Source organism: Deinococcus roseus (assembly GCF_014646895.1).
Classification (GTDB): domain Bacteria; phylum Deinococcota; class Deinococci; order Deinococcales; family Deinococcaceae; genus Deinococcus_C; species Deinococcus_C roseus.
On the sequence record NZ_BMOD01000030.1, the window covers coordinates 1 to 21,282 of the forward strand.

Annotated in this window: 17 protein-coding genes; 10 read left to right on the forward strand and 7 right to left on the reverse strand. The window is 57.5% G+C overall.

The window, feature by feature from the left end; all coding sequences use genetic code 11:
- Positions 1–180, reverse strand: a 180-nt coding sequence (locus IEY52_RS22805; RefSeq protein ID WP_189007550.1) for a hypothetical protein, incomplete at its 3' end; no start/stop codon positions are given.
- A 590-nt stretch (positions 181–770) separates the two neighbouring features.
- A complete protein-coding gene (locus IEY52_RS22810) occupies positions 771–1,526 on the reverse strand; it encodes an SDR family oxidoreductase (RefSeq protein WP_189007553.1) in 756 nt (251 codons plus the stop codon).
- A gap of 130 nt (positions 1,527–1,656) precedes the next feature.
- On the opposite strand from IEY52_RS22810, the gene IEY52_RS22815 reads away from it, so the two are divergent.
- Positions 1,657–2,274 (forward strand): TetR/AcrR family transcriptional regulator, encoded by a 618-nt coding sequence (locus IEY52_RS22815; protein WP_189007556.1) that lies wholly within the window; start codon positions 1,657–1,659, stop codon positions 2,272–2,274.
- Between the two features lie 83 nt (positions 2,275–2,357).
- Here the strand turns inward: IEY52_RS22815 and IEY52_RS22820 are convergent, their stop codons facing one another.
- From IEY52_RS22820 to IEY52_RS22830, 3 genes are all read right to left on the reverse strand, one after another.
- A complete protein-coding gene (locus tag IEY52_RS22820) occupies positions 2,358–3,218 on the reverse strand; it encodes a carbohydrate ABC transporter permease (RefSeq protein WP_189007559.1) in 861 nt (286 codons plus the stop codon).
- A 14-nt stretch (positions 3,219–3,232) separates the two neighbouring features.
- Positions 3,233–4,153, reverse strand: coding sequence for a carbohydrate ABC transporter permease (locus IEY52_RS22825; RefSeq protein ID WP_189007562.1), 921 nt, complete (start codon positions 4,151–4,153; stop codon positions 3,233–3,235).
- 69 nt (positions 4,154–4,222) lie between these two features.
- The gene (locus IEY52_RS22830; protein ID WP_229684928.1) at positions 4,223–5,512 is read right to left on the reverse strand and encodes an ABC transporter substrate-binding protein; all 1,290 of its coding nucleotides are present in this window, start codon (positions 5,510–5,512) and stop codon (positions 4,223–4,225) included.
- 293 nt (positions 5,513–5,805) lie between these two features.
- On the opposite strand from IEY52_RS22830, the gene IEY52_RS22835 reads away from it, so the two are divergent.
- The 6 genes from IEY52_RS22835 to IEY52_RS22860 all read left to right on the forward strand — a co-directional run bounded on the left by IEY52_RS22835 (position 5,806) and on the right by IEY52_RS22860 (position 15,521).
- Positions 5,806–8,094 carry a glycoside hydrolase family 31 protein gene (locus IEY52_RS22835; protein WP_189007565.1) on the forward strand — a complete coding sequence of 763 codons (2,289 nt, stop codon included), beginning with the start codon at positions 5,806–5,808 and terminating at the stop codon, positions 8,092–8,094.
- 349 nt (positions 8,095–8,443) lie between these two features.
- A complete protein-coding gene (locus IEY52_RS22840; protein ID WP_189007568.1) occupies positions 8,444–10,072 on the forward strand; it encodes an ABC transporter substrate-binding protein in 1,629 nt (542 codons plus the stop codon).
- A 138-nt stretch (positions 10,073–10,210) separates the two neighbouring features.
- Positions 10,211–11,200 carry an ABC transporter permease gene (locus tag IEY52_RS22845; protein ID WP_189007570.1) on the forward strand — a complete coding sequence of 330 codons (990 nt, stop codon included), beginning with the start codon at positions 10,211–10,213 and terminating at the stop codon, positions 11,198–11,200.
- The gene (locus IEY52_RS22850) at positions 11,197–13,077 is read left to right on the forward strand and encodes a dipeptide/oligopeptide/nickel ABC transporter permease/ATP-binding protein (protein WP_189007573.1); all 1,881 of its coding nucleotides are present in this window, start codon (positions 11,197–11,199) and stop codon (positions 13,075–13,077) included. Before IEY52_RS22845 ends, IEY52_RS22850 begins: the two co-directional genes overlap by 4 nt.
- Positions 13,055–14,074, forward strand: a complete 1,020-nt coding sequence (locus tag IEY52_RS22855; RefSeq protein ID WP_229684929.1) for an ABC transporter ATP-binding protein — start codon at positions 13,055–13,057, stop codon at positions 14,072–14,074. Before IEY52_RS22850 ends, IEY52_RS22855 begins: the two co-directional genes overlap by 23 nt.
- A 247-nt stretch (positions 14,075–14,321) precedes the next feature.
- Positions 14,322–15,521: a glycoside hydrolase family 99 protein gene (locus tag IEY52_RS22860; protein ID WP_189007575.1), complete on the forward strand. Its 1,200-nt coding sequence runs from the start codon at positions 14,322–14,324 to the stop codon at positions 15,519–15,521.
- Between the two features lie 276 nt (positions 15,522–15,797).
- Here IEY52_RS22860 and IEY52_RS22865 read toward each other — a convergent pair whose 3' ends face one another.
- Positions 15,798–16,382 carry a dihydrofolate reductase family protein gene (locus IEY52_RS22865; protein ID WP_189007577.1) on the reverse strand — a complete coding sequence of 195 codons (585 nt, stop codon included), beginning with the start codon at positions 16,380–16,382 and terminating at the stop codon, positions 15,798–15,800.
- Positions 16,383–16,452: 70 nt separating this feature from the next.
- On the opposite strand from IEY52_RS22865, the gene IEY52_RS22870 reads away from it, so the two are divergent.
- A complete protein-coding gene (locus IEY52_RS22870) occupies positions 16,453–17,037 on the forward strand; it encodes a TetR/AcrR family transcriptional regulator (protein WP_189007579.1) in 585 nt (194 codons plus the stop codon).
- An 89-nt stretch (positions 17,038–17,126) separates the two neighbouring features.
- On the opposite strand, the gene IEY52_RS22875 is transcribed toward IEY52_RS22870, so the two are convergent.
- Entirely contained in the window at positions 17,127–17,750 is a 624-nt protein-coding gene (locus IEY52_RS22875) for an HAD hydrolase-like protein (protein ID WP_189007581.1), read from the reverse strand.
- 382 nt (positions 17,751–18,132) lie between these two features.
- On the opposite strand from IEY52_RS22875, the gene pflB reads away from it, so the two are divergent.
- Together pflB and pflA are read left to right on the forward strand one after the other, a co-directional pair.
- On the forward strand, positions 18,133–20,382 hold the full coding sequence (gene pflB, locus IEY52_RS22880; RefSeq protein ID WP_189007583.1) for a formate C-acetyltransferase: 2,250 nt from the start codon (positions 18,133–18,135) through the stop codon (positions 20,380–20,382).
- A gap of 15 nt (positions 20,383–20,397) precedes the next feature.
- Positions 20,398–21,138, forward strand: coding sequence for a pyruvate formate-lyase-activating protein (gene pflA, locus IEY52_RS22885; RefSeq protein ID WP_189007585.1), 741 nt, complete (start codon positions 20,398–20,400; stop codon positions 21,136–21,138).
- Positions 21,139–21,282: the final 144 nt, after the last annotated feature.

Sequence of the window (21,282 nt, forward strand, 5' to 3'; positions counted from 1 at the left end):
ACTGACCAACACGGCTTTGATGGTGACGTTGTCCTGGGCTTTGTTGTAGTCTGCGGCGGCGTCCAGGATGGTCTGTCCGTCGATGTCGCCCCAGGGGTACCAGATGGTCACGGTGTCTCTTGCCAGTGCAGACGAAAACAGGGTGGTCAGGGCAAGGGTCATCAGGGTTTGACGCTTCATGGATCCTCCAGGTTGTGTTGTTGAGGGTGCACGCAGTTCACACTGGAGCGTCTGTGCCAGACAGGGAGGGCAGGATTGAACCTGAAGAGGAGGTCTGGCAACTGGACGGTGCCCCAATGCTCAGGTTGTGAACATGGATTCAATGTACGATCCTGCCTTTTCAAAGTCAAGATCCGTTCTGGGAACAGGGATTGTGCGTTCTCATAACAATTTCTTCGTGCAGATCAATGATTTCAGCTTGATTTCAGGAAGTGTGTGGTGGATGGGAAAAAAAGTTTCTCATTGTCGAAGAGAGTTGAAAAACACAATTTGAAAGGGCGGTTTTTAGAGATTTATAACCCGGTTCTTACACTTCTGGACAAAACCGCTTCCCAGGGATTGTTTTTTGAACAAAGATGAACATTTTGAGGGCATGATGGGCAAAGCACCAGCCAGCAGTCTAGAGACCATGCCCGGCCCTCAGGTTTTTGCTGGGGCAAAAGGGATGTTTTTCCCGTTTCCTTTCAGACCACCCTTAAAGGTGTGCTGACCTGAAATGCAGATGGGAGCTGCCTGATGTGACCCAGAGTTCTTCTGGATCACCAACACCATCACCAGGGCATGGGACCGTCTTCGTTGGAGAAGGTGCCTGTCGGTCCGTCGGGGCCAAGCAGGGCAAGACGGACCGCTTCACGTGCCGCCTGTTCAACCGTGCGGGTGCCCGAAAAGTTGTTGAGGGCGGTGGAGGTGAAACCGGGACAGGCCACATTGACTTTGATGGGTGTGGATTCCAGGGCAACGGCAAGGGCGAGGGTGACCGCGTGCAGGGCGGACTTCGAGGCGGAGTAGGTCCCAAACATGGCCCGGCCCGGGTTGCCGGGGTCGGCGTTCAGGGCCAGTGAGCCAGCACCGCTTCCCAGGTTGACGATGCGTCCTGCGGGTGCTTCGTGCAGCAGGGGCAACATGGCCTGTGTAACGGCAATGACCCCGAAAACGTTGGTTTCAAAGACCGTCCGAATGTACTCAGGGGAGGCCACTGTCATCATTCCGGCCTGTACGGTGGCAGGGAAGACCTCTGCAGCGTTGTCGGGTTGTGAGATGCCAGCGTTGTTCACCAGCACATCCAGACGCCCGAAGGTGTTGCGGATGTGTTCTGCTGCTGCGTCGATGGTGGCCTGATCGGTGACATCCAGGTGAAGGGGGTGGGCATCCGGTCCAATGTCTTGTGCGGCCTGTTTGCCTTTTTCAGGGTTGCGTGCGCCCACCAGGACGGTGAATCCGTGGGAAACGAGGTCTCTGGCGATTTGATGACCAATGCCAGTGTTGGCACCTGTCACCAGGGCAACGGGCTGGGTGTGCTGTTGCATGGTGTGCTCCTTGGGGTTTTGAAAGGGGGGACTGAATGAGACTTCGCCGCCATGGTACACTGACGGAAACAAACGGAACGACGTTCCGATATGATACGGAACAATGTTCCGTTTGTCAAACAGGAGTGGCATGAGCACTGAACCCCCCCAACCCGACCCCCAGCAGCCAGAGGCCACCTCAAAAACAGGAAAATCCAAACGGTCCGATGCACAGCGCAACGAACAGGCGCTGCTCTCCGTTGCTGCTTCTCTCTTTGTCACCTCGGGTGTGAATGTGCCCGTGCGGGACATTGCCGCAAAAGCCGGAGTCGGAACCGGCACCATTTACCGACATTTCCCCACCCGATCCGACCTGATCATTGCCGTGTACCGTCACCAGGTTGAGGCCTGCGCAGAAGCAGGACCCGCCCTGCTGAAAAGCGCCCCCAGTCCTTATGTGGCCCTTCAGCAATGGACCGATCTTTTTGTGGATTTTCTGAAAACCAAATTCGGCCTTGCACATGTCCTGCAAGCGGGAGACCCCACCTATGAAGCCCTGCAGGCTTACCTCTTTGAGCGACTGGCACCGGTGTGTCAGGACCTTCTGGAAGCTGCACGGGCATCAGGCGAGGTCCAGAGTGACATCCACCCCAAACCCTTCATGCGCGGGGTGGGTGGCCTTTGCATAGGGGCCGCCAGGGACCCCAACGATGATGCAAAACAGCTGGTCAGGTTGCTGATCGCTGGTCTTAGACAACCCCTGTCATGACCCATGATCCACAACTTGCCCCACCGCTTGCCTGACGGTGGGGATTTAGAGGAAAGGTGGCGTGGAATTGTGAAAGGGGGAGTTCAGCCTTTGACGGCTCCAGAGGTCAGGCCAGAGATGATGTTCTTCTGGAACACCATCACCAGCACAATCAAGGGCACCGTGACCAGCATGCTGCCTGCCATGATGTTGGCCCAGGGCAATTCAAACTGGCTGGCTGCAGAGAAATTGGCGATCACCACGGGAACCGTGCGGTTGTCACTGGTGAAGGTCAGGGCAAACAAATACTCGTTCCAGACCGCAATGAAAGACAGCAGTCCGGTGGTCACCAGGGCCGGGACCATCACGGGCAGCAGCACCCGGAACAGGGTTTGCAAGGGGGTCGCGCCGTCCACCATGGCCGCTTCTTCCAGTTCGCTGGGAATTTCCCGCACGAAACTGGTCAAAACCCACACACTGAACGGAATGGAAGAGATCAGGTAACTGAAGATCAAACCCAGCGGATTGTTGTACAGCCCGAACTGCTGGATCAGCGTGAAAAGCCCGGACAGCACAGCAATCTGCGGAAAAATGGTGACCGAGAGAATCACGTACAGGATCACCGATTTGCCTTTAAATCGGAAACGCCCCAGTGCGTAGGAAGCAAAAGCCCCCAGCAGCAGGGAAACCGCCACAGAACCTGTTGCGACCAGCACGCTCATCAGAAAGCCTCTGGAGAAAGAGGGGTAGCCCAGCACCTCGATGTAGTTCTTGATGGTCCATTTGGCCAGCAAAAACTTCATGGGGGGCAAAAACAGATCGGTGGCATGCCTGAAACTGGTGATCACCGCCCAGACGAAGGGAAAGAGCAGGTAAGCCGTGATTGCGGCCAGCATCAGGTAAAAGAGGGTTCTTTTGAAAGTGGGCAGGGAGCGCCCGCTGGAAGTGTGGCTTTTGAGGGTCATGGGGCAACTCCTTTCTAGTCGAAACGCACCCGCAGCGAGGCCACGTACAGGACGGTGAAAGCCAGAATGATCAGAAAGATCATCACGGCCACAGCGCTTCCGTAGCCCAGCAACTGGTTGTCGATCATGTGCAGTCTGGCGTAGGCGGTCATGCTCAGTTCGCTGGCCCGGTTTGGACCCAGCATCACGTTCATCACATCAAAGACCCTTAAAGCGTCCAGGGCACGGAACACCACCGCCACCAGAATGGCAGGTCTCAGCAACGGCAGGGTGATGCGCCAGAACTGGGTCCATTTGCTGGCCCCGTCCACATCTGCTGCCTCGTACAGATCTGCGGGAATGATGGAGAGGCCTGCAATCAGCATCAGGGCCATGAAAGGGGTGGTTTTCCAGACATCCACGGCAATGATGGCCCACAGGGTTTTGTCTGCATCTGCCAGCACTGCGCCCAGGTGGGTGCCCAGCAAACCGAAGGAGTCGTTGTACATGAAACTCCACATCTGGGCAGACACCACCGTGGGAATGGCCCAGGGCACCAGCAGGGCGGTGCGCAGAAAAGAGCGGCCTTTGAACTCGCTGTTCAGCACCAGTGCAATCACCATCCCCAGCACAAATTCCAGTCCCACCGATAAAAAAGTGAAGGTGAAAGTGCTGCGCACTGCGCCCCACCACTTGGGATCCTGCAACAATCCCAGTTCCACGCCCTTTTCGTTGGTGTACCAGAAGTTGCCCAGTCCAATGGGTTTTGCACTGGAGGGATCGGTGATCAATGCGTCAGTGAAGCTGTACTGGAAGGTTTTGAACAGCGGATACCCTGCGGTAAGGGCAATCGCCAGCAGGGCAGGCAGCAGAAAGAAGAAGGCCACCCGTGCCCGTGCGGCATGCACGCCTCTGGACCGGGTTTTCGGGGGTGTGGAAACAGTCTGTGTTTTCATGAAGTCACCTGCTTCCTGTTGCCAGAACAGCAACAAGGGGGGAGGGAAAGCCCCTCCCCCTCAGGAAGATCACCAGCCCCGGCCTTTGATGCGGTTGAGGTCGGCTTCCAGTTGTTTCAGGGCTGCAGGGGCTTTCTGTTTTCCGGTCAGCACGTCGTGCACTGCCCCAGAAAAGGCCTGAGACACCTGGTTGTACTTCAGTCCGGTGGGGGCAGAAGGACGCGGCACGGCATTCATGAACACGTCGTACAGGCTGCCCACAAAGGGGTTGGCTTTCAGGATGTCTTTGTCGGTGTAGAGGGCTTTGAGGGTGGGGTTGGCCCCGATGTTCAGTGCACGCTCTTTCTGTTCTTCGGCTCCGGTCAGGTACAGCACCAGATCGATGGCCGCAGCCTGGTTTTTGCTGTAGCTGGACACGGCCAGTCCCCAGCCGCCCAGCGTGGCGGACTGCTGTCCTGCAGCGCCACCCTTGGGCATGGGGGCCACGCCCACCTTGCCTTTGATCAGGCTGTCGGGGTTCTGGGCGTTGGACCAGGCGTAAGGCCAGTTGCGCATGAACAGCGCATTGCCCGACTGGAACACCCCACGGGCATCTTCCTCGGCGTAGGTGGTCACGCCTTCGGGAGCGATTTTCTTCACCCAGCTGGCGGCCTGCGTCAGGGCTCTGGCCGCATTGGTGTTGTTGATGGTGATGTTTCCTTCATCATCAATGATGGTGCCGCCCTTGTAGGCATAAATCCATTCCAGAGCGTCACAGGTGAGGCCCTCGTAGTCTTTGCCCTGGAAGACAAAGCCCTGGAAGTTCTTGTTGGTTTTGCGCTCACCCGCCTGCACTTTCTGGGCCATGCGGGCCAGTTCCTCGTAGGATTTGGGAGGGGTTTTGTAGCCGTATTTTTCCAGCAAATCTTTGCGGTAGAACAGGAGGCCTGCATCGGTGAACCAGGGAATGGCCACCAGCTTGCCTCCCACGGTGTTGGCCTGAATCATGGCCGGGAAGTACTGGTTCAGGGTGCTCTGGGGCACCTTGCCCTTCAGGTCCACAAAGTGCTGCGAAAGGATGCCGGGCCAGACCACATCGATCATGTACACATCGATGGTGTCGCTCCTGGCGGCCATCTGCTGCTGGGTGAGGCCCAGACGGTCGTTGGAAAGCTGGGGAGACTCGAAGACCTTGACGGTGTTGCCGGTCTTTTTGGCCCAGACATTTGCACCGGATTTGCATTGCTCGAAACCTGCTCCGCTGCCATCACAGGCAATGGTGAGGGTGACTCCGGCAGCGTGGGCAGCACTGCCAGCGAGGGCCGCAGTGAGCAGCCAGACCAGGGCTTGAGAAGACCGTTTTTGCATTTTGTTCGACATGGTGCACCTTTCCTGGGTCAAAGACCAGCCAAAACACAGCAGGCTGTGTTCCCGGCATTCACGTGTTTTGGATGGCCTCACTGTAGTGGGATGTCAGAAACGATGCAAATCAAAAGTTGTGCAGCCAGAGCGTCGTGCTTTGCCCAAATGGAGCGGGGCATTTTGCAATAAAAAACAAAACTTCAGGTCGCAATTGCCCTGCACGCCCGCTAAGCTGCGAAGCAGGCAACCACAACACAAACAAACCCCTGACAGGTGTTGTGAATCGTGTTCGCCTCTGACTTGAGGTTTTCATGTTCAATCGCATCGAGGTCAACAACAGGCTGATTCAGCTTTCAGGCCTGCACAGCCGGGCAGAAATCAGCCACCCTGCCCCCGAAATCTGGCGTTTCCGCATCCGTCCCAGAGGCTACCTGAGGGGCGAAACCCTCCCTGAAAAACGCAGCATGGCCGTGCTTCCTCTGGAGCACCTAGAGTTCCAGTCCGACCCGGAAAGCTGGCTGTTCAGCACAGCAGAGAGCAGTTTGCAGGTGTTCCGCAATGGCAGCGTGCAGGTGCGTCACAAAGGTGCCGAGGTGGTTTTCATTGAGGGCATCCAGGGAGAATTTCAGCCTGCAGTGCCGGTCAACCGCCAGCGCACCAGCGTGACCTTGCAGGCTTCGCTGGGTGAAGCCTACCTGGGTTTTGGCGAAAAAGTCGGCCCCCTCAACAAACGGGGCATGAAATTCACCTTCTGGAACACCGACGTGCAACCGCACCACCCGGACACCGATCCGCTGTACCAGTCGATTCCCTTTTTCATGGGCATCCGTGAGGGTAAAGCCTGGGGCTTTTTTCTGGATGAAAGTGCCCGGTCCACAGTGGATGTCGCTAAAAACCACCCCGAACGCATCGTCTGGACTGCAGAAAGCGGTGAACTGGATTTGTATTTCGTGCTGGGAGACACCCCCGCAGACATTCTGAAGTCCTACACCACCCTGACCGGGCGCACCCCCTTGCCCCCACTCTGGTCCCTGGGCCTGCACCAGTCCAGATACAGCTACGAAACTGCTGAAGAGGTGCAGGAGGTGATCCAGAGCTACCGCAGCCACCAGATTCCCCTGGACGCCATCCATCTGGACATCCACCACATGGATGCCTACAAGGTTTTCACTTTTGACAGGCACCGCTTCCCAGAGCCAAAAACTCTATCGGACTGGGCCGCAGGGCATGGGGTGAAACTGATCACCATCATGGACCCTGGCATCAAGAAAGAAGCCAGGTACCCGATGTACGAAGAAGCTGCTGCACAGGATTTTCTGGTCAAGACCGATCGGGGAGATGTCTTTGTGGGTGAGGTCTGGCCTGACCCTGCGGTTTTCCCGGATTTCACCCGTGAGGACGTGCAGAAGTGGTGGGGCCAGAAACATGCTGGAATGCTGGAAAGTGGCATTGCTGGCTTCTGGAACGACATGAACGAACCCAGTTGCTTCTCCTGCCATTCTCCCGTTGACCCTGCTTTGCGTTTTGGGAACACCCTGCCAGACGATGTGCGGCACGGCAACATGCGGCATCTGGAGGCGCACAACCTGTATGCGCTGGGGATGTGCAAATCCACCTTTGAAGGTCTGAAGACCCTGCAACCCGAGAAGCGCCCTTTCATTGTGACCCGTGCAGGGTACGCAGGCATCCAGCGCTATTCTGCAGTGTGGACCGGAGACAATTCTGCCCACTGGGAACACATGGAGATGAATTTGCAACTCCTGCTCTCTCTGGGGCTTTCCGGGGTGCCGTTTGTGGGCAGCGATCTGGGGGGTTTTCTCTCCAATGCCAGTGGTGAACTGGTCACGCGCTGGACCTGGCTCGGGGCGTTTTTCCCCTTCATGCGCAACCACAGCTCGATTGGGACGGATTACCAGGAGCCCTGGGCCTTCCCTGAGCACCTGCCTCACATCCGCTCTGCAATTCAATTCCGTTACCGTCTGCTGCCTTACCTGTACACCCTGATGAAAGAAGCAGAGGAGACCGGACTGCCCCCCATGCGGGCGATCAGTTTGCACCATCCTGAGCACCAGAACCACCTTTCGGACCAGTTTCTGTTCGGGGAAAGTTTGCTGGTTGCTCCAATTCTGCGCCCTTACCACACCCACCGCAGTGTGCTGTTCCCGTCTGCAGGTTGGATGGACTTCGCTGCAGAGGACAGCCAGCAGCACGATGCAGGGTACGGTCTGGTTTCGGCAGGTCTGGACCGGATTCCGGTCTTTCTGAAACCCGGAGGCATTGTGCCCCTGACAGACCCGGCTTCCAGCACCAGTACGGCTTTCTGGGACACCCTGGAATGGCATGTGCATGTGGGATCAGAGGGGGAATTTGTGCTTTACGAGGACGAGGGAGAAGGAAACCAGCCTGGAATCCGCACCACTGTGCGCATTGAGCATCTGGCAGGTCGGGTGCGCATCACCAGAGCAGGCCGCCAGCGGTCCAGCGAAGTGCTGTGGGTCTACGGTCTGGACGCTGCAGGTCCGGTGAAACTGGACTGGACTGCAGATGAAGTGCTGCTGGAAAGCGGGGTTTCAGAACAGCAGCTGGATCTGGTGCAGTAGTTTCCCTTTTCAGCACATTTCAACACCATTCAACAGTCAATTCTGAACGTTCTGGATCAAATGGATCCAGAACGTTCAGCTGCCTTTGTGCTGACCCGCACGCAAATGAAGTTTTTTCCGTGATGCAGCACATTCCCCTCTTGACAGGGATTCAAGAGTTGGGTAATGTAAAAACTGAACGTTCAGACGAATACCTTTATAGCGCCATTCCAATGGTGTATTCGTTTGCGACTTCATAAAATTCTGAACGTTCAGTAAAATCCCGAGTGCCCACCTCACCCTCAACCGCTTTGATGGGTGGAGCCTCCCTTTTGCCGAAACCCCAGTTTTCCCCCAATTCGAGGTTCTTATGAAGAAAACCGTGCTGTCCACCCTGGCCCTGCTCACCATCGGTCTGTCTGCCACCGCCCTTGCTGCTGAGCCCCAGCGCCCCTTCACCGTGGTGCGCACCCTGCAATGGGGGTCTTTCAACCTCAACCCCTTCACGCCCAACGACCAGCACCTGCCCCCCACCCTCTCTGCCATCTACGAAACGCTGTTCTTTGTGAACAACCTCAACGGCAAAGTCACCAACGTGCTGGGCACCAAATACAAGTGGTCCAAGGACAACCTGACCCTCACGGTCAACACCAGAGACGGGGTCAAGTGGAACGACGGCAAAGCCTTCAGCGCAGAAGATGTGGCTTTCACCTTCAATTACCTGAAGAAAAACAATTTGTCCAGCATCTGGAGCAGTGGCCTCACCAGTGTGACCGCCACCAACGACAACACTGTGGTGTTCAAATTCAAAGAACCCAATGCCCCCATCTTCCCCTTCATTGCCACCCAGGCCATCGTGCCAGAGCACATCTGGAGCAAGATTGCCAACCCCACCATGGAAACCAACCAGAAAGCCGTGGGCACCGGACCCTTTGTGTTTGACAGCTACAGCCAGCAGGCCCTGCGCGTTCTGAAAAACCCCAACTACTGGATGGGAGACAAGCCCTACATCGACGCCATCGTGTGGCTGCCCACCAACGGCAATGACGCAGCGCTTTTAAAGATGCTCAAAGCCGAGGGGGATTTCTCCTACATCGGCCTGACCGACCCCAAAGCGCAGTACGCCAGCAAAGGCAAGAACAACACCTACTGGTGGCCTGTGAACAGCACCAACTTCCTGTACTTCAACAACGCCAAGGCCCCCTTCAGCGATGCAGATTTCAGAAGGGCCATTGCGCAGGGCATCAACACCAGTGAAGCTGCCCTCAAAGCCTACGCCGGGGTGCTCAAAGGTGCAGACGTGAGCGCTGTGATTCCCGCCCAGAAGAAAGTCTGGTTCCCCAATACCCCTGCAGACATCGACCTGAAGTTTGACCCTGCTGCAGCAGACAAAGCCCTCACGGCTGCCGGGTACAAGAAAGACGCCAGTGGCAAGCGTCTGGGCAAAGACGGCAAGCCCCTCCCCACCTTCAAGATCCTGGTGGGCGCAGGCTGGACCGACTACATCACCCTGGCCCAGGTGGTCAGCGACAACCTGGAGGTGCTGGGCATCAACAGCACCGTGGACCAGCAGGCCTTCAGCGGGTACATCACCGGCTTCCAGACCGGCACCTACGACATGGGCGTGTCCTGGAGCTGGGGCACCGGACCCACCCCCTACTACCTGTTCTACCAGTCTTTCCACCCCAACAACACCGCTCCGGTGGGCCAGACCTCTCCCAGCAACCTGACCCGTTACACCAACCCTGTGGTCACCAAAGCGCTCGATGAATTCCGCGCCACCAGCAACGCTGCAGCCCAGAAGAAAGCCCTCTCCACCGCCGTCACCCAGGTGATGAAAGACCTGCCCTGGCTGCCCCTCACGGACCGAAGCCAGTTCGGCATCTTCAACACCACCCGCTTCACCAACTTCCCCAGCGACAAGAACCCCTACTACGACGGCAACGTCGACGATCAGGCCGGAACCCGCCTGCTGTTCCTCAACGTCAAACCCCGCTGAGACAGGAGCTGACCATGCAAGCCAAATTCTGACCTGCCCTGAGCATCTCCCTTTCCACAGCATGCTTCTTCATTCCTCTTCCCCCTCGGTTTCGCGCGGCAGGCGAACCGGGGGGTTCTCTCCCCTGAAAGGAGATCCATGCCTTACCTGCTCCGCAAATTGCTGTTCCTGCTGCTCACCCTGTGGGTGGCGGTGACCCTGAATTTCATCCTGCCCCGACTGGTGCCCGGAGATCCCATCGGGGCGATGCTGGCCAAATACCAGGGCCGCTTCACGCTGGATTCCATTGACGCCCTGAGGGTCGCATATGGCCTGGATGACAAGAGCACCCCCATCCAGCAGTACTTCACCTACCTGTGGAAGTTGCTGCACGGAGACCTGGGCCGCTCCATCAGCCTGTACCCGACCCCGGTTGTAGAGGTGCTGGGCACCATCGCCCCTTACACCATCGGTCTGGTGGGCTTTGCCACCGTGATGGCCTTTCTGCTTGGGAGCGCAATGGGCGTGTACAGCGCGTGGCGCAGGGGAGACCTCATCGCAGACAACCTGCCCATGCTGGCCCTCTTTCTGAACAGCATGCCCTACTTCTGGCTGGCTTTGCTTTTGTTGTTCTTCCTGGCCTACAAACTCAGCCTCTTTCCGCTCAGTGGTGCACTCGATCCTTTCCCCGGTCCTGCTTTCAGTGCGGGCTGGTGGAAATCCTTGCTCTGGCACGGCACTTTGCCTGCCCTGACCATCGTGGTGACTTCTGCCGGAGGCTGGCTCCTGACCATGCGCAACAACGTGATCAGCGTCATGTCCGAAGACTACGTGGCCTTCGCCAGGGCCAAAGGGCTTCCCAACGGAAGAATCCTCAGCCGTTATGTGCTCAGGAACGCCCTGATTCCCAGCTTCACGGGATTCGGGATGGCCCTGGGTTTTGTGGTGGGCGGGTCGGTGCTCGTCGAGGTGGTGTTCTCCTACCCCGGTCTGGGCCTGTACCTCAACAATGCGGTTTATGCGCTGGATTACCCCCTGATGCAGGCCATTTTTCTGATGATTGCTGCCGCCGTTCTGCTGGCCAACTTTGTGGTGGACATGCTCTACAGCGTGCTTGACCCCCGCGTGCGGGATGGAGGTGCAGCATGAACCAGGACCTTTTCAGGCAACCCAGAGCGATTGCAGGCATGGTGCTGCTCGGCGTTCTGGTGTTGATGGGCGTGTTTGCCCCCCTGCTCACCGAATTCAACCCCAACAGAGGGGATCTGCCGTTCTGGCTTCCTCCATCAAAAGAACACCTGCTGGGCACCACCGCACTGGGCCAGGACATCTTCTCCCAGATGCTTTACGGGTCCAGGCTCACCCTGCTGGTGGGTTTTGTGGCTGGCATCACCACCACCCTGATTGCTGTGACCCTGGGCCTCACTGCGGCTTACTTTGGGGGCTGGATCGATGAGACCATCAACACCCTCACCAACGTTTTTCTGGTGCTGCCCGGCCTTCCCCTGCTGATCGTGGCCAGCACCTTCCTGCAAGGGGGCGGGCTGTACTCCATCATTCTGGTGATTTCCTTTACCGGATGGGCGTTCGGGGCACGGGTGATCCGTTCACAGGCATTGGCGCTGAGAAGCCGGGATTTCATTCATGCGTCCAGCGTGATTGGTGAAAGCCCCTGGCGCATCATCTTCTTTGAAATGATGCCCAACATGACCGGCCTGATCGCCGCCAATTTTTTTGGTGCAGCGCTGTATGCCGTGCTGAGCGAAGCCGCCCTGTCTTTTATTGGCCTGGGAGATGTGGGGCTGGTCACCTGGGGCACCATGCTGTTCTGGGCTGGGGCCAAGGGGGCACTCTTGCAAGGCGCATGGTGGTGGATTGCTGCCCCCGGACTGTGCATCTCGCTGGTGGGCACCAGTTTTGCGCTGCTGAATTTCACCATCGACCAGCTTCAAAACCCGAGACTCATGGTGGGGCCCGCCCGCCGCAAAAAAGCTGTGCAGCGCCAGACTGCAGCGGCACCCCTGCCCGGAGTGCTGCTGGACATCCGGGACCTGAACGCTGGATACCGCACCTCCAAAGGCCAGGTCCGGGCTGTGCGGGAAGTCAGCCTGACCGTCAAACCCGGTGAATTTGTGGGCCTGGCCGGAGAATCAGGATGCGGAAAATCCACCCTGGCCTTCGCGGCCACCAGACTGCTGGAAGCCCCCGGAGAGGTGTTCTCTGGACAGTCCCTCCTGAACGGTCAGGATTTGCTGTCCCTGCCCGAAGCACAACTCAGGCAAACCCGCTGGAGGGATTACTCGGTGGTGTTCCAGGCCTCCATGAACATCCTCAACCCCATCATCAAGGTGCGCGAACAGGTCTACGACGCCATGCTGTTCCACGGGGTCACCGACAGAAAGCGCCTGGACAGCCGCGCAAGAGAACTCTTCAGGCTGGTGGGCATCCGGCCCGAATTTCTGGACAGCTTCCCACACCAGCTTTCTGGAGGCATGAAACAGCGGGTGGTGATTGCCATTGCACTCGCCTTGGAACCCAGACTGATTGTGATGGACGAACCGACCACAGCACTTGATGTGGTGGTGCAGCGCTCCATCCTGCAGGAAATCGATCAGGTGCGGCGCAAACTGGGGATCTCCATTGTGTTCATCACCCATGACCTGTCCCTCCTGGTGGAGATGGCAGACCGCATCTGCATCATGTACGCCGGGGAAATTGTGGAAGAGGCCCCCGCCCAGAAGCTCTACCAGCACCCCCAGCATCCTTACACCCGCAAACTGATGAACGCCTTTCCTCCGCTCACCGGACCAAAAGAACGGCGCGATGGCATTCCGGGCCGACCTCCAGCGCTCAGTCAGGAACTCAAAGGCTGCCCCTTCTTCGAGCGCTGCGATTTGCGCATGGCGGGCACCTGCGACACCTTCAAGCCACAGCGCAGCGAAACCGAAACCGACCACGCTGTGGCCTGCTTCCTGCACGAAACCAGCGGAAAGGAGCCTTCCCGTGAAACCTTCAAGCGTGCTTGAGCAAGTGCAGCCCCGGCCTGCCCTGGAAGTCATCAACCTCACCAAAACTTTCCAGGTGGGCAAAAGTGGACGCAGCATTTTCGCCGTGAACAACGTCAGTTTCAGCATCCACAAAGGAGAAGTGCTGGGACTGGTGGGTGAATCGGGATCTGGAAAAAGCACCATTGCCCGCCTGATCTCCCAGCTGTACACCCCCACCAGTGGCAGCATCCAGCTTTCCGGTCAGGCGGTGCCGCTGCACCTGAAAGGCGCTGCCCTCAGCGGGTTTCGCAAGAAAGTGCAGATGATCTTTCAGGACCCCTACGCCAGCCTGAACCCCCAGCAGCCCCTCGCCTACATCCTGTCCAGGCCGTTCCAGATTCACCGGATTGCCAGAGGGAGACGGGTCAGGGAAAAAGTGGAGGGGCTTTTGAACCGGGTGGGCCTCTCTCCCGGAGCAAGTTACGCTCCCAAACGCCCCCACGAACTCTCGGGGGGCCAGCGTCAGCGGGTGAGCATTGCCCGTGCCCTCGCTGTGCAACCCGAAGTCATCCTGGCAGATGAACCCACCAGTGCCCTGGACGTGTCCATCCGACTGGACATCATGAACCTCTTGCTGGACCTCAAAGACCAGGAAGGCCTGGCCATGCTGTTCATCACCCATGATCTGGCAGGCGCACGCTACATGTCTGACCGGGTGGCGGTGATGTACGCAGGCCACATCGTGGAAATTGGCCCTGCAGACGAGGTGATCCAGCGCCCCAGACACCCCTACACCCAGCTCCTGAAAAGCGCCGCCCCCAACCCGGACACGCACCTCAAACAGGGCAATGTGGAGGCCAGAGGCGAAATCCCGGATCTGAAAAACCTGCCCAGAGGTTGTCCTTTTGCTCCCCGTTGCCTCCACGCCATGCCCGCCTGCAGCGAGGCCCTGCCCCCGATGTACAGTGTGGGGATTCCGGGACGGGAGCATCAGGTGAGGTGCATTTTGCATGATGTGAAGCATGCCGAGGGCTGAGGGCCGAGGGCCGAGGGCTAAAGGCAGAAGAGAAGGCAGAAGAGAAGGCAGAAGGCAAATGTAGGGGCGCAGCGTGCTGCGCCCAATGGAAGAAATTTCAGACGAGTTTGTAGGGGCGAGGCACGCCTCGCCCAAAATCAGAAACCCCAGACCGCAACAATTCGCTCTCCCAAGGCCTTTCCCCAGATGTGTTCTGGCTGATCGCTGACGGCTGACCGCTGATCGCTCAACCCCAGAGGAACCCCCAATGAACCACTTCAAACAACACCTCACCCACCTTTTGACCGCAGGGCTTGTGCTGGCCGGGGTTTCCCAGGCCACCCCGCAACCCGTCCAGAAAACCGAGGCCATGCCCATCTACGTGCACTTCATGCCCTGGTTTGAGAGCAAGGATTTCTCGGGGTACTGGGGGGCACACTGGACCATGGGCACCCGTTACCCGGACACCCAGGATGAAACCGGACACAGGCAAATCGCCACGCATTACTATCCCCTGACTGGTCCTTATGCTTCTGCTGATCCAGACATCATCGAGTACCAGCTTCTCCTGATGAAACTGTCTGGAATTGATGGGGTGATGATCGACTGGCCCGGAACCACCGACCTTTACGATTACCCCAGAAACAAATCCAATGCAGAGGCGTTGATCGGGCAACTGGGGCGTTTTGGCCTGAAGTACGCCATGGTTTACGAGGACCACAACATCAACATTGCTTTTGAGAAAGGGGTGGTGACGGACAGAATGGCCCAGGCCAGACAGGATGTGCAGGATCTGGTCCAGAACCACTTTTCCAGCAGCAATTACATCCAGATGGAGGGGCACCCCTTCCTGACGGTTTTTGGCCCCCAGACTTTTGAAAATCCCGAAGAATGGAAAACCCTCTTTGCAGACCTTCCAGAGCAGCCCTGTTTGCTGGCGATCTGGCGGGAAGGCAGTCAGGTGGCCTCTGCCTGCAAGGGGGAGTTTTCCTGGGTGCTGCAAAACGAGCAGTCGCATCTGGATTTGCTGAGCGCCTTTTACAGGAGTCCGGCACTGGGCCGCGTCAAGGTTGGATCGGCCTATCCTGGGTTCCATGATTTTTACAAGGAAGGCGGCTGGGGTGCAGGTTATTTCAACATCCCTGTGGGTCTGGACACCTTCAAAACCACCCTGGATCTGGCTTTGCAATCTGACCTGAAAGCGGTGCAACTGGTCACCTGGAACGACTACGGAGAAGGCACCATGATCGAGCCCACCGAGCAGTTCGGGTTTGATTTTCTGACTTACCTGCAGCAGAAACTGGGTGTGAAAAACCTGAACAAAGCAGACCTGGAACTGGTGCTGGAACTCTACAAACAGCGCAAGCAGCACGCAGGCAACACCGAAGAACAGGGGAGGCTGGATCAGGTGTCTGATTTGCTGGCTGAACTGAAGGTTTCAGAGGCCAGAGCGTTGCTGATCCGCTGAGTTTTTGTGAAGGAATTTGTTATGTCAGACAGGGTTTTCTGGTTAGAATAACGTTATTCTGGATGGACTGAAAGAGGAGACGAGACAAATCTCTTTTGGGATTTCGACCAGTGGGCGAGGCATTGCAGGTCTTGACGGAGATTTCTGGTGTGGGGCGAGGCATGCCGTCTCTTGTACACAGAGGTGAACTTTACACAGGATGCTCAACTCCGAAAGGGTGGTCAGGGATGTGGTCAGGCTGTTTTCCACGAACACCCATCTCCCTGCAGAATCAGGTCATTTCTGGCTGTGCAAAGCCCGGTAGCGCAGCAGAACCGGACCAGTTTGATGCGGTTCGCAGGAGAGCAGTTCGAACTGTTGCAGTGAAACGCCTGCAGCAAAAAGCGGCGTTCCCTCACCGAACACCAGGGGGTTGAGTTTCAGGATGACCTCGTCGATTTCCTGAGCAAGGTGGGAGGCCAGTTGCCCTCCTCCAGCAAGCCAGATGTGTTTTTCAGAGGCTTGTTGTTTGAGTTGCTGCACGAGCCCGACCACATCCTCCCGGACCAGGGTCACTTCGGGGTCCTCCGGGTCAGGAAGGTTGCGGCTGACCACGTACTGCTTGAGGTGACGGTAAGGACTGGTGATGCCGAGTTTCAGGCCCGGATCATAGGTTTTGCGGCCCATGATCACCGTGTCGAAGAGGGTTCCGCTGGCCTGGATGTTCAGGGCGGTTCTGACATGGGTGGGCAGGGTTTCAGGGAAGTGCTCGATCAGATGCTGCAGGTAAGACTCGGGCAGCGGAAAGAGGTCTGTGTTGTCGTCTGGACCCGCAATGAAACCGTCCAGACTGCTGGCGATGTAGTAAATCAGTTTTCGCATGGGATCTCCTTACCACCACTGGTGTAGTGGTATACTACAACACTTGTAGTGGTTGTGCTAGAGTCAGGGGGTGTCTGCCAACCCCTCCCGCCGAAATTTGCTTGCCGATGCTGGACTGCGCATTCTGGCCCGTGAAGGGGCGCGGGGACTCACCCACCGGGCAGTGGACCGGGAAGCACAGGTTCCCACAGGAACCACAGCCAACTACTTCAAAACGCGTGAGGCCCTGCTGGGGGCCCTGGGCACCCGCATCTTCGAACGGCTTGCCCCGCCCCCTGAGGTCTTCCATCAGGTGGGCACCCTGCCTCCCACCCTGGAGACTGCGTTGCATTACATCCAGGACATCGTGCGGCGCACCACCGAGCATCCTGAACTGACCCTGGCCCTGTTTGAACTCAGGCTCGAAGCGGCCAGACGCCCGGATCTGGGACAGGTCCTGCAAGACACCCTGGTCCGCAATTTTCAGCTGGACCTGATGTTTCACAGGCAAGCCCGCCTGCCCGGAGACGCGCCTGAAGTGGCCCTCTTGCACTTTGCTCTGGATGGACTGTTGCTGGATTTGCTCACGGTTTCCATCCAGCAAAAAGAAAAATCGCTGGCTTTGCTGGAAACCCTGGTGACCCGAATTCTGGCCCCTGCAAATCCTGCCCACTGACGTTGACAGGGGACGCTGAGAGTCAGGAGGGCGAGGCACGCCTCGCCCTCCTGACTCTCAGCGCTCGGCTCTGGACCCTCGGCAAATGCTCACCCCAGGTGCCCCAGCAACTCCTGGGGATCCGAAATCAAAACATCAGGTCGGGCTTTTTGCAGCAGCGAGAGGGGATCGTAGCCCCAGGTCACGGCGGCAATTTTGACCCCTGCCTGCTGGCAGGCCAGGATGTCCCGTTCTTCATCTCCGACGTAGAGCATGTCGTTTTTCTGGACTTTTTCGCGGCGCATCAGCTGTTGCAGTTGCTGGGCTTTTCCAAAAATGCGGTTGCTGCTGTACACGCCACGCAGCCAGCTTTCGATGCCTTCTTGCCTGAAGAACTGACGGATGTTGTCTTCACTGTTGCTGGACAGCACCCAGATGGGATGCCCTCTGGAATGCAGGTCCTGCAGCATCTCTTTGATGCCAGGATTGAACTGGATCTGGTCGAGGTGCTGCCTGTACTGCTTTGCCAGTTGCAATCCCAGCCAGGGAAGGCGGTACATCGGAATGCCCATTTGCTGGCAGCGTTCCCGGATGGAAAGGCTGCGCATGGCCTCCAGGTTGTCGTCGGTCAGGGGCACGAAGCGGTTCTGGCGGGCAAGCTGGTTGTACACCGTCAGAAAGACCTTTCTGGAATCCACCAGGGTGCCATCGAAATCGAAAATCACATGTTGCATGGTTGGTCTTTGCCTCCAGAAGTCTTTCCCTGATCATATCCAAACCGTTTCCCTGTTCCCATTGCCAAATGGCGCATGCTGGGCTTTGCCTGATCCCTGATTTCGATGTCAGGCCCTTTGGTGTTCTGGGTCCTGTGTTTTTGGGTTGCTTTGGAACAGCAGGGCCGGCTGTTTTTGTTTTTGCTGATTTGATGAATGAAAACCTCTGGAGAGATGGGATCAGAAAGCAAGAATGTTCTGTCTGGGTCAGGGCCTTCCAGCATGGGCCTGGATGAGGTCTGCTGAATTGGTGTCTGTGGGACATTAAGCCCTTTGTAAGGTGAGAGAATGAACTCAGGCAAGTGAATTAACGCACAAAGCCTGCTGGAAAGGAGACATCCCCATGACCCAGATTTTCCAACCCACTCCCCATGCATGGCGCGAATTTGCAGGAGACACCTGGAAAAACACGGTGAATGTTCGCCAGTTCATTCAGGACAATTGCACCCCCTACAGCGGAACAGACACCTTCCTGGCCCGTCCCACTGAACGCACCATTCACCTCTGGAACGAACTTTCTGAACTGCTGAAACAGGAACGGGAAAGAGGGGTGCTGGATGTCTCCAGCGACATCGGTTCCAGCATCACCGCGCACAAACCCGGTTACATCAACAAAAACCTGGAAATCATCGTGGGCCTGCAAACGGACGCTCCCCTGAAAAGGGCCATCATGCCCAATGGCGGCATCCGCATGGTCAAAGCGGGCCTGGAGGCGTACGGCTTCACCCTCGATCCTGAAGTGGAAAAAGCCTTCAACCTGTACCGCAAAGACCACAACAAAGGGGTCTTCGATGTGTACAGCCAGGAGATCCGTGCCGCGCGCAAATCGGGCATCATCACTGGACTGCCCGACGCTTACGGACGTGGGCGCATCATCGGGGATTACCGCCGGGTGGCTTTGTATGGCGTGGACTTCCTGATCAAAGACAAACAGCGAGAATACGCCGAACTCGATGGGGTCGCTTTCACCGACGATGTGCTCAGGCAGCGGGAAGAGCTCTCCGAACAGTACCGTGCCCTGCAGGAACTCAAGCAGATGGGCCAGGGTTATGGTTTTGACCTTTCCAGACCTGCTGAAAATGCCCGCGAAGCCGTGCAGTGGCTGTACCTCGCTTACCTGGCTGCGGTGAAAGAGCAAAACGGGGCCGCCATGTCCATTGGCCGGATTTCCACCTTCCTGGACGTGTACTTCGAGCGTGACCTGAGGGCCGGCATCCTGACCGAAACAGAAGCCCAGGAATTGATTGACGATCTGGTGATCAAACTGCGCATCGTGCGGTTCCTGCGCACCCCCGAATACGACCAGCTGTTCAGTGGAGACCCCACCTGGGTCACCGAATGCGTGGGCGGCATGGGCGAAGACGGACGGACCCTGGTGACCAAAAGCAGTTTCCGCATCTTGAACACCCTGTTCAACCTCGGACCTGCCCCCGAACCCAACCTGACCGTCCTGTGGAGCATCAACCTGCCCCAGGGCTTCAAGGATTTCTGTGCCAGAGTCTCGATTGAAACCAGCAGCATCCAGTACGAAAACGACGACCTGATGCGCCCTTACTGGGGAGACGATTATGGCATTGCCTGCTGTGTGAGCGCCATGCGCATTGGCAAACAAATGCAGTTCTTTGGTGCCCGTGCCAACCTCGCAAAAGCCCTGCTGTACGCCATTAATGGAGGTCGGGATGAACTCTCTGGCGCGGTGGTGGCCCCCGGATTTGAACCCATCACCAGCGAACACCTTGAATACCACGAGGTGTACGCTAAGTTTGACAAAATGATGGACTGGCTGGCCCGCACCTACGTGCAGGCGCTGAATGCCATCCACTACTCACACGACAAATACGCCTACGAGCGCATTGAAATGGCTTTGCATGACCGGGACATCCTGCGCACCCTGGCCTGTGGAATTGCGGGCCTGAGCGTCACCGCAGACAGCCTGAGCGCCATCAAGCACGCAAAAGTCAAAGTGATCCGGGATGCACGCGGCATCGCCATCGACTATGAAATTGAAGGAGAATACCCCGCATATGGCAACAATGATGCGCGGGCAGACCGCATCGCAGTGGAACTGGTCCAGACCTTCATGCAGAAGATCCAGCAGTGCCCCACCTACCGGAATGCCATTCCCACCCAGAGCGTCCTGACCATCACCAGCAACGTGGTGTACGGCAAGAAAACCGGCAACACCCCCGACGGTCGACGCGCAGGTGCCCCTTTCGCTCCCGGAGCCAACCCCATGAGCGGACGGGACAGAAAAGGTTTCATCGCCACCGGGGCCAGCGTGGCCAAAATCCCCTACGAATACGCCCAGGACGGCATCAGCTGGACGGCCAGCGCCACCCCCGACGCCCTCGGGAAGACCCTGGACGAGCGCATCAGCAACCTGACCCACTGTCTGGACGCATTCGCAGAAGCAAACGGACACCACGTCAACGTCAACGTGCTGAACCGTGACACCCTGATTCACGCCATGAACCACCCCGAACTGTACCCCCAGCTGACCATCCGGGTGTCGGGATACGCCGTCAACTTCGTGAAACTCACCCGTGAACAGCAACAGGACGTGATCAACCGGACGTTCCACACGCGGATGTGACAGGGAGACCCCACCATGACCAGGACCATGCCCACCACAGGATTCATTCACAGCATTGAAACCGCCGCCGCCGTGGATGGTCCAGGCATGCGCTTCATGCTCTTCATGCAGGGGTGCATGCTGCGCTGCTGGTACTGCCACAACCCCGACACCTGGGCCATGCGTCAGGGCAGGGAGTACACCGTTCAGGATGTGCTGGACGAGGTCAAGCCCTACAAATCCTTCCTGAAACGTGCAGGTGGAGTGACCATCTCTGGAGGGGAACCTCTGGTGCAGTCTGAATTTGTGGGGGAGGTGCTGAAAGAACTCAAAGCCCTGGGCCTGCACACTGCCCTGGACACCCAGGGGTACCTGCACAGCAAAATTTCCGACGAATGGCTGCAAAATGTGGATCTGGTGCTGCTGGACATCAAGCACATCCGGCCTGAGAAATACCATGACCTGACCGGAGTGAACCTGCAGCCCACCCTGGATTTTGCACAGCGGCTCTCCAGATTGGGCAAGAAGATGTGGATCCGTTACGTGCTGGTGCCCGGTGTGACCGATGACCCCGAAGACATCCGGGAACTCGGGCGGTTTGTGGCCACCCTGGAGGGGGTGGAACAGGTGGAGGTGCTGCCTTTTCACAAGCTGGGAGAGCACAAATGGCAGGCACTGGATTTGCCTTACCGCCTGACAGACACCCCTGCCGCCCCTTCAGTCCTGGTGGAGCAGACCATTGGCCTGCTGAAAGCATCTGGACTTCCTGTCCGGTGAACTGACCGCAATTCCACAACCCCTGGCATCTGGCTTTACAGTCCTGCGCCAGGGGTTGTTTTGTTTGTTCTGATTTCATCCCCGATGCAGATCGGGAAGGCAAAATGATTTTTGCCTTCCTTTTGGGTTCAGGGCATTTCAGTA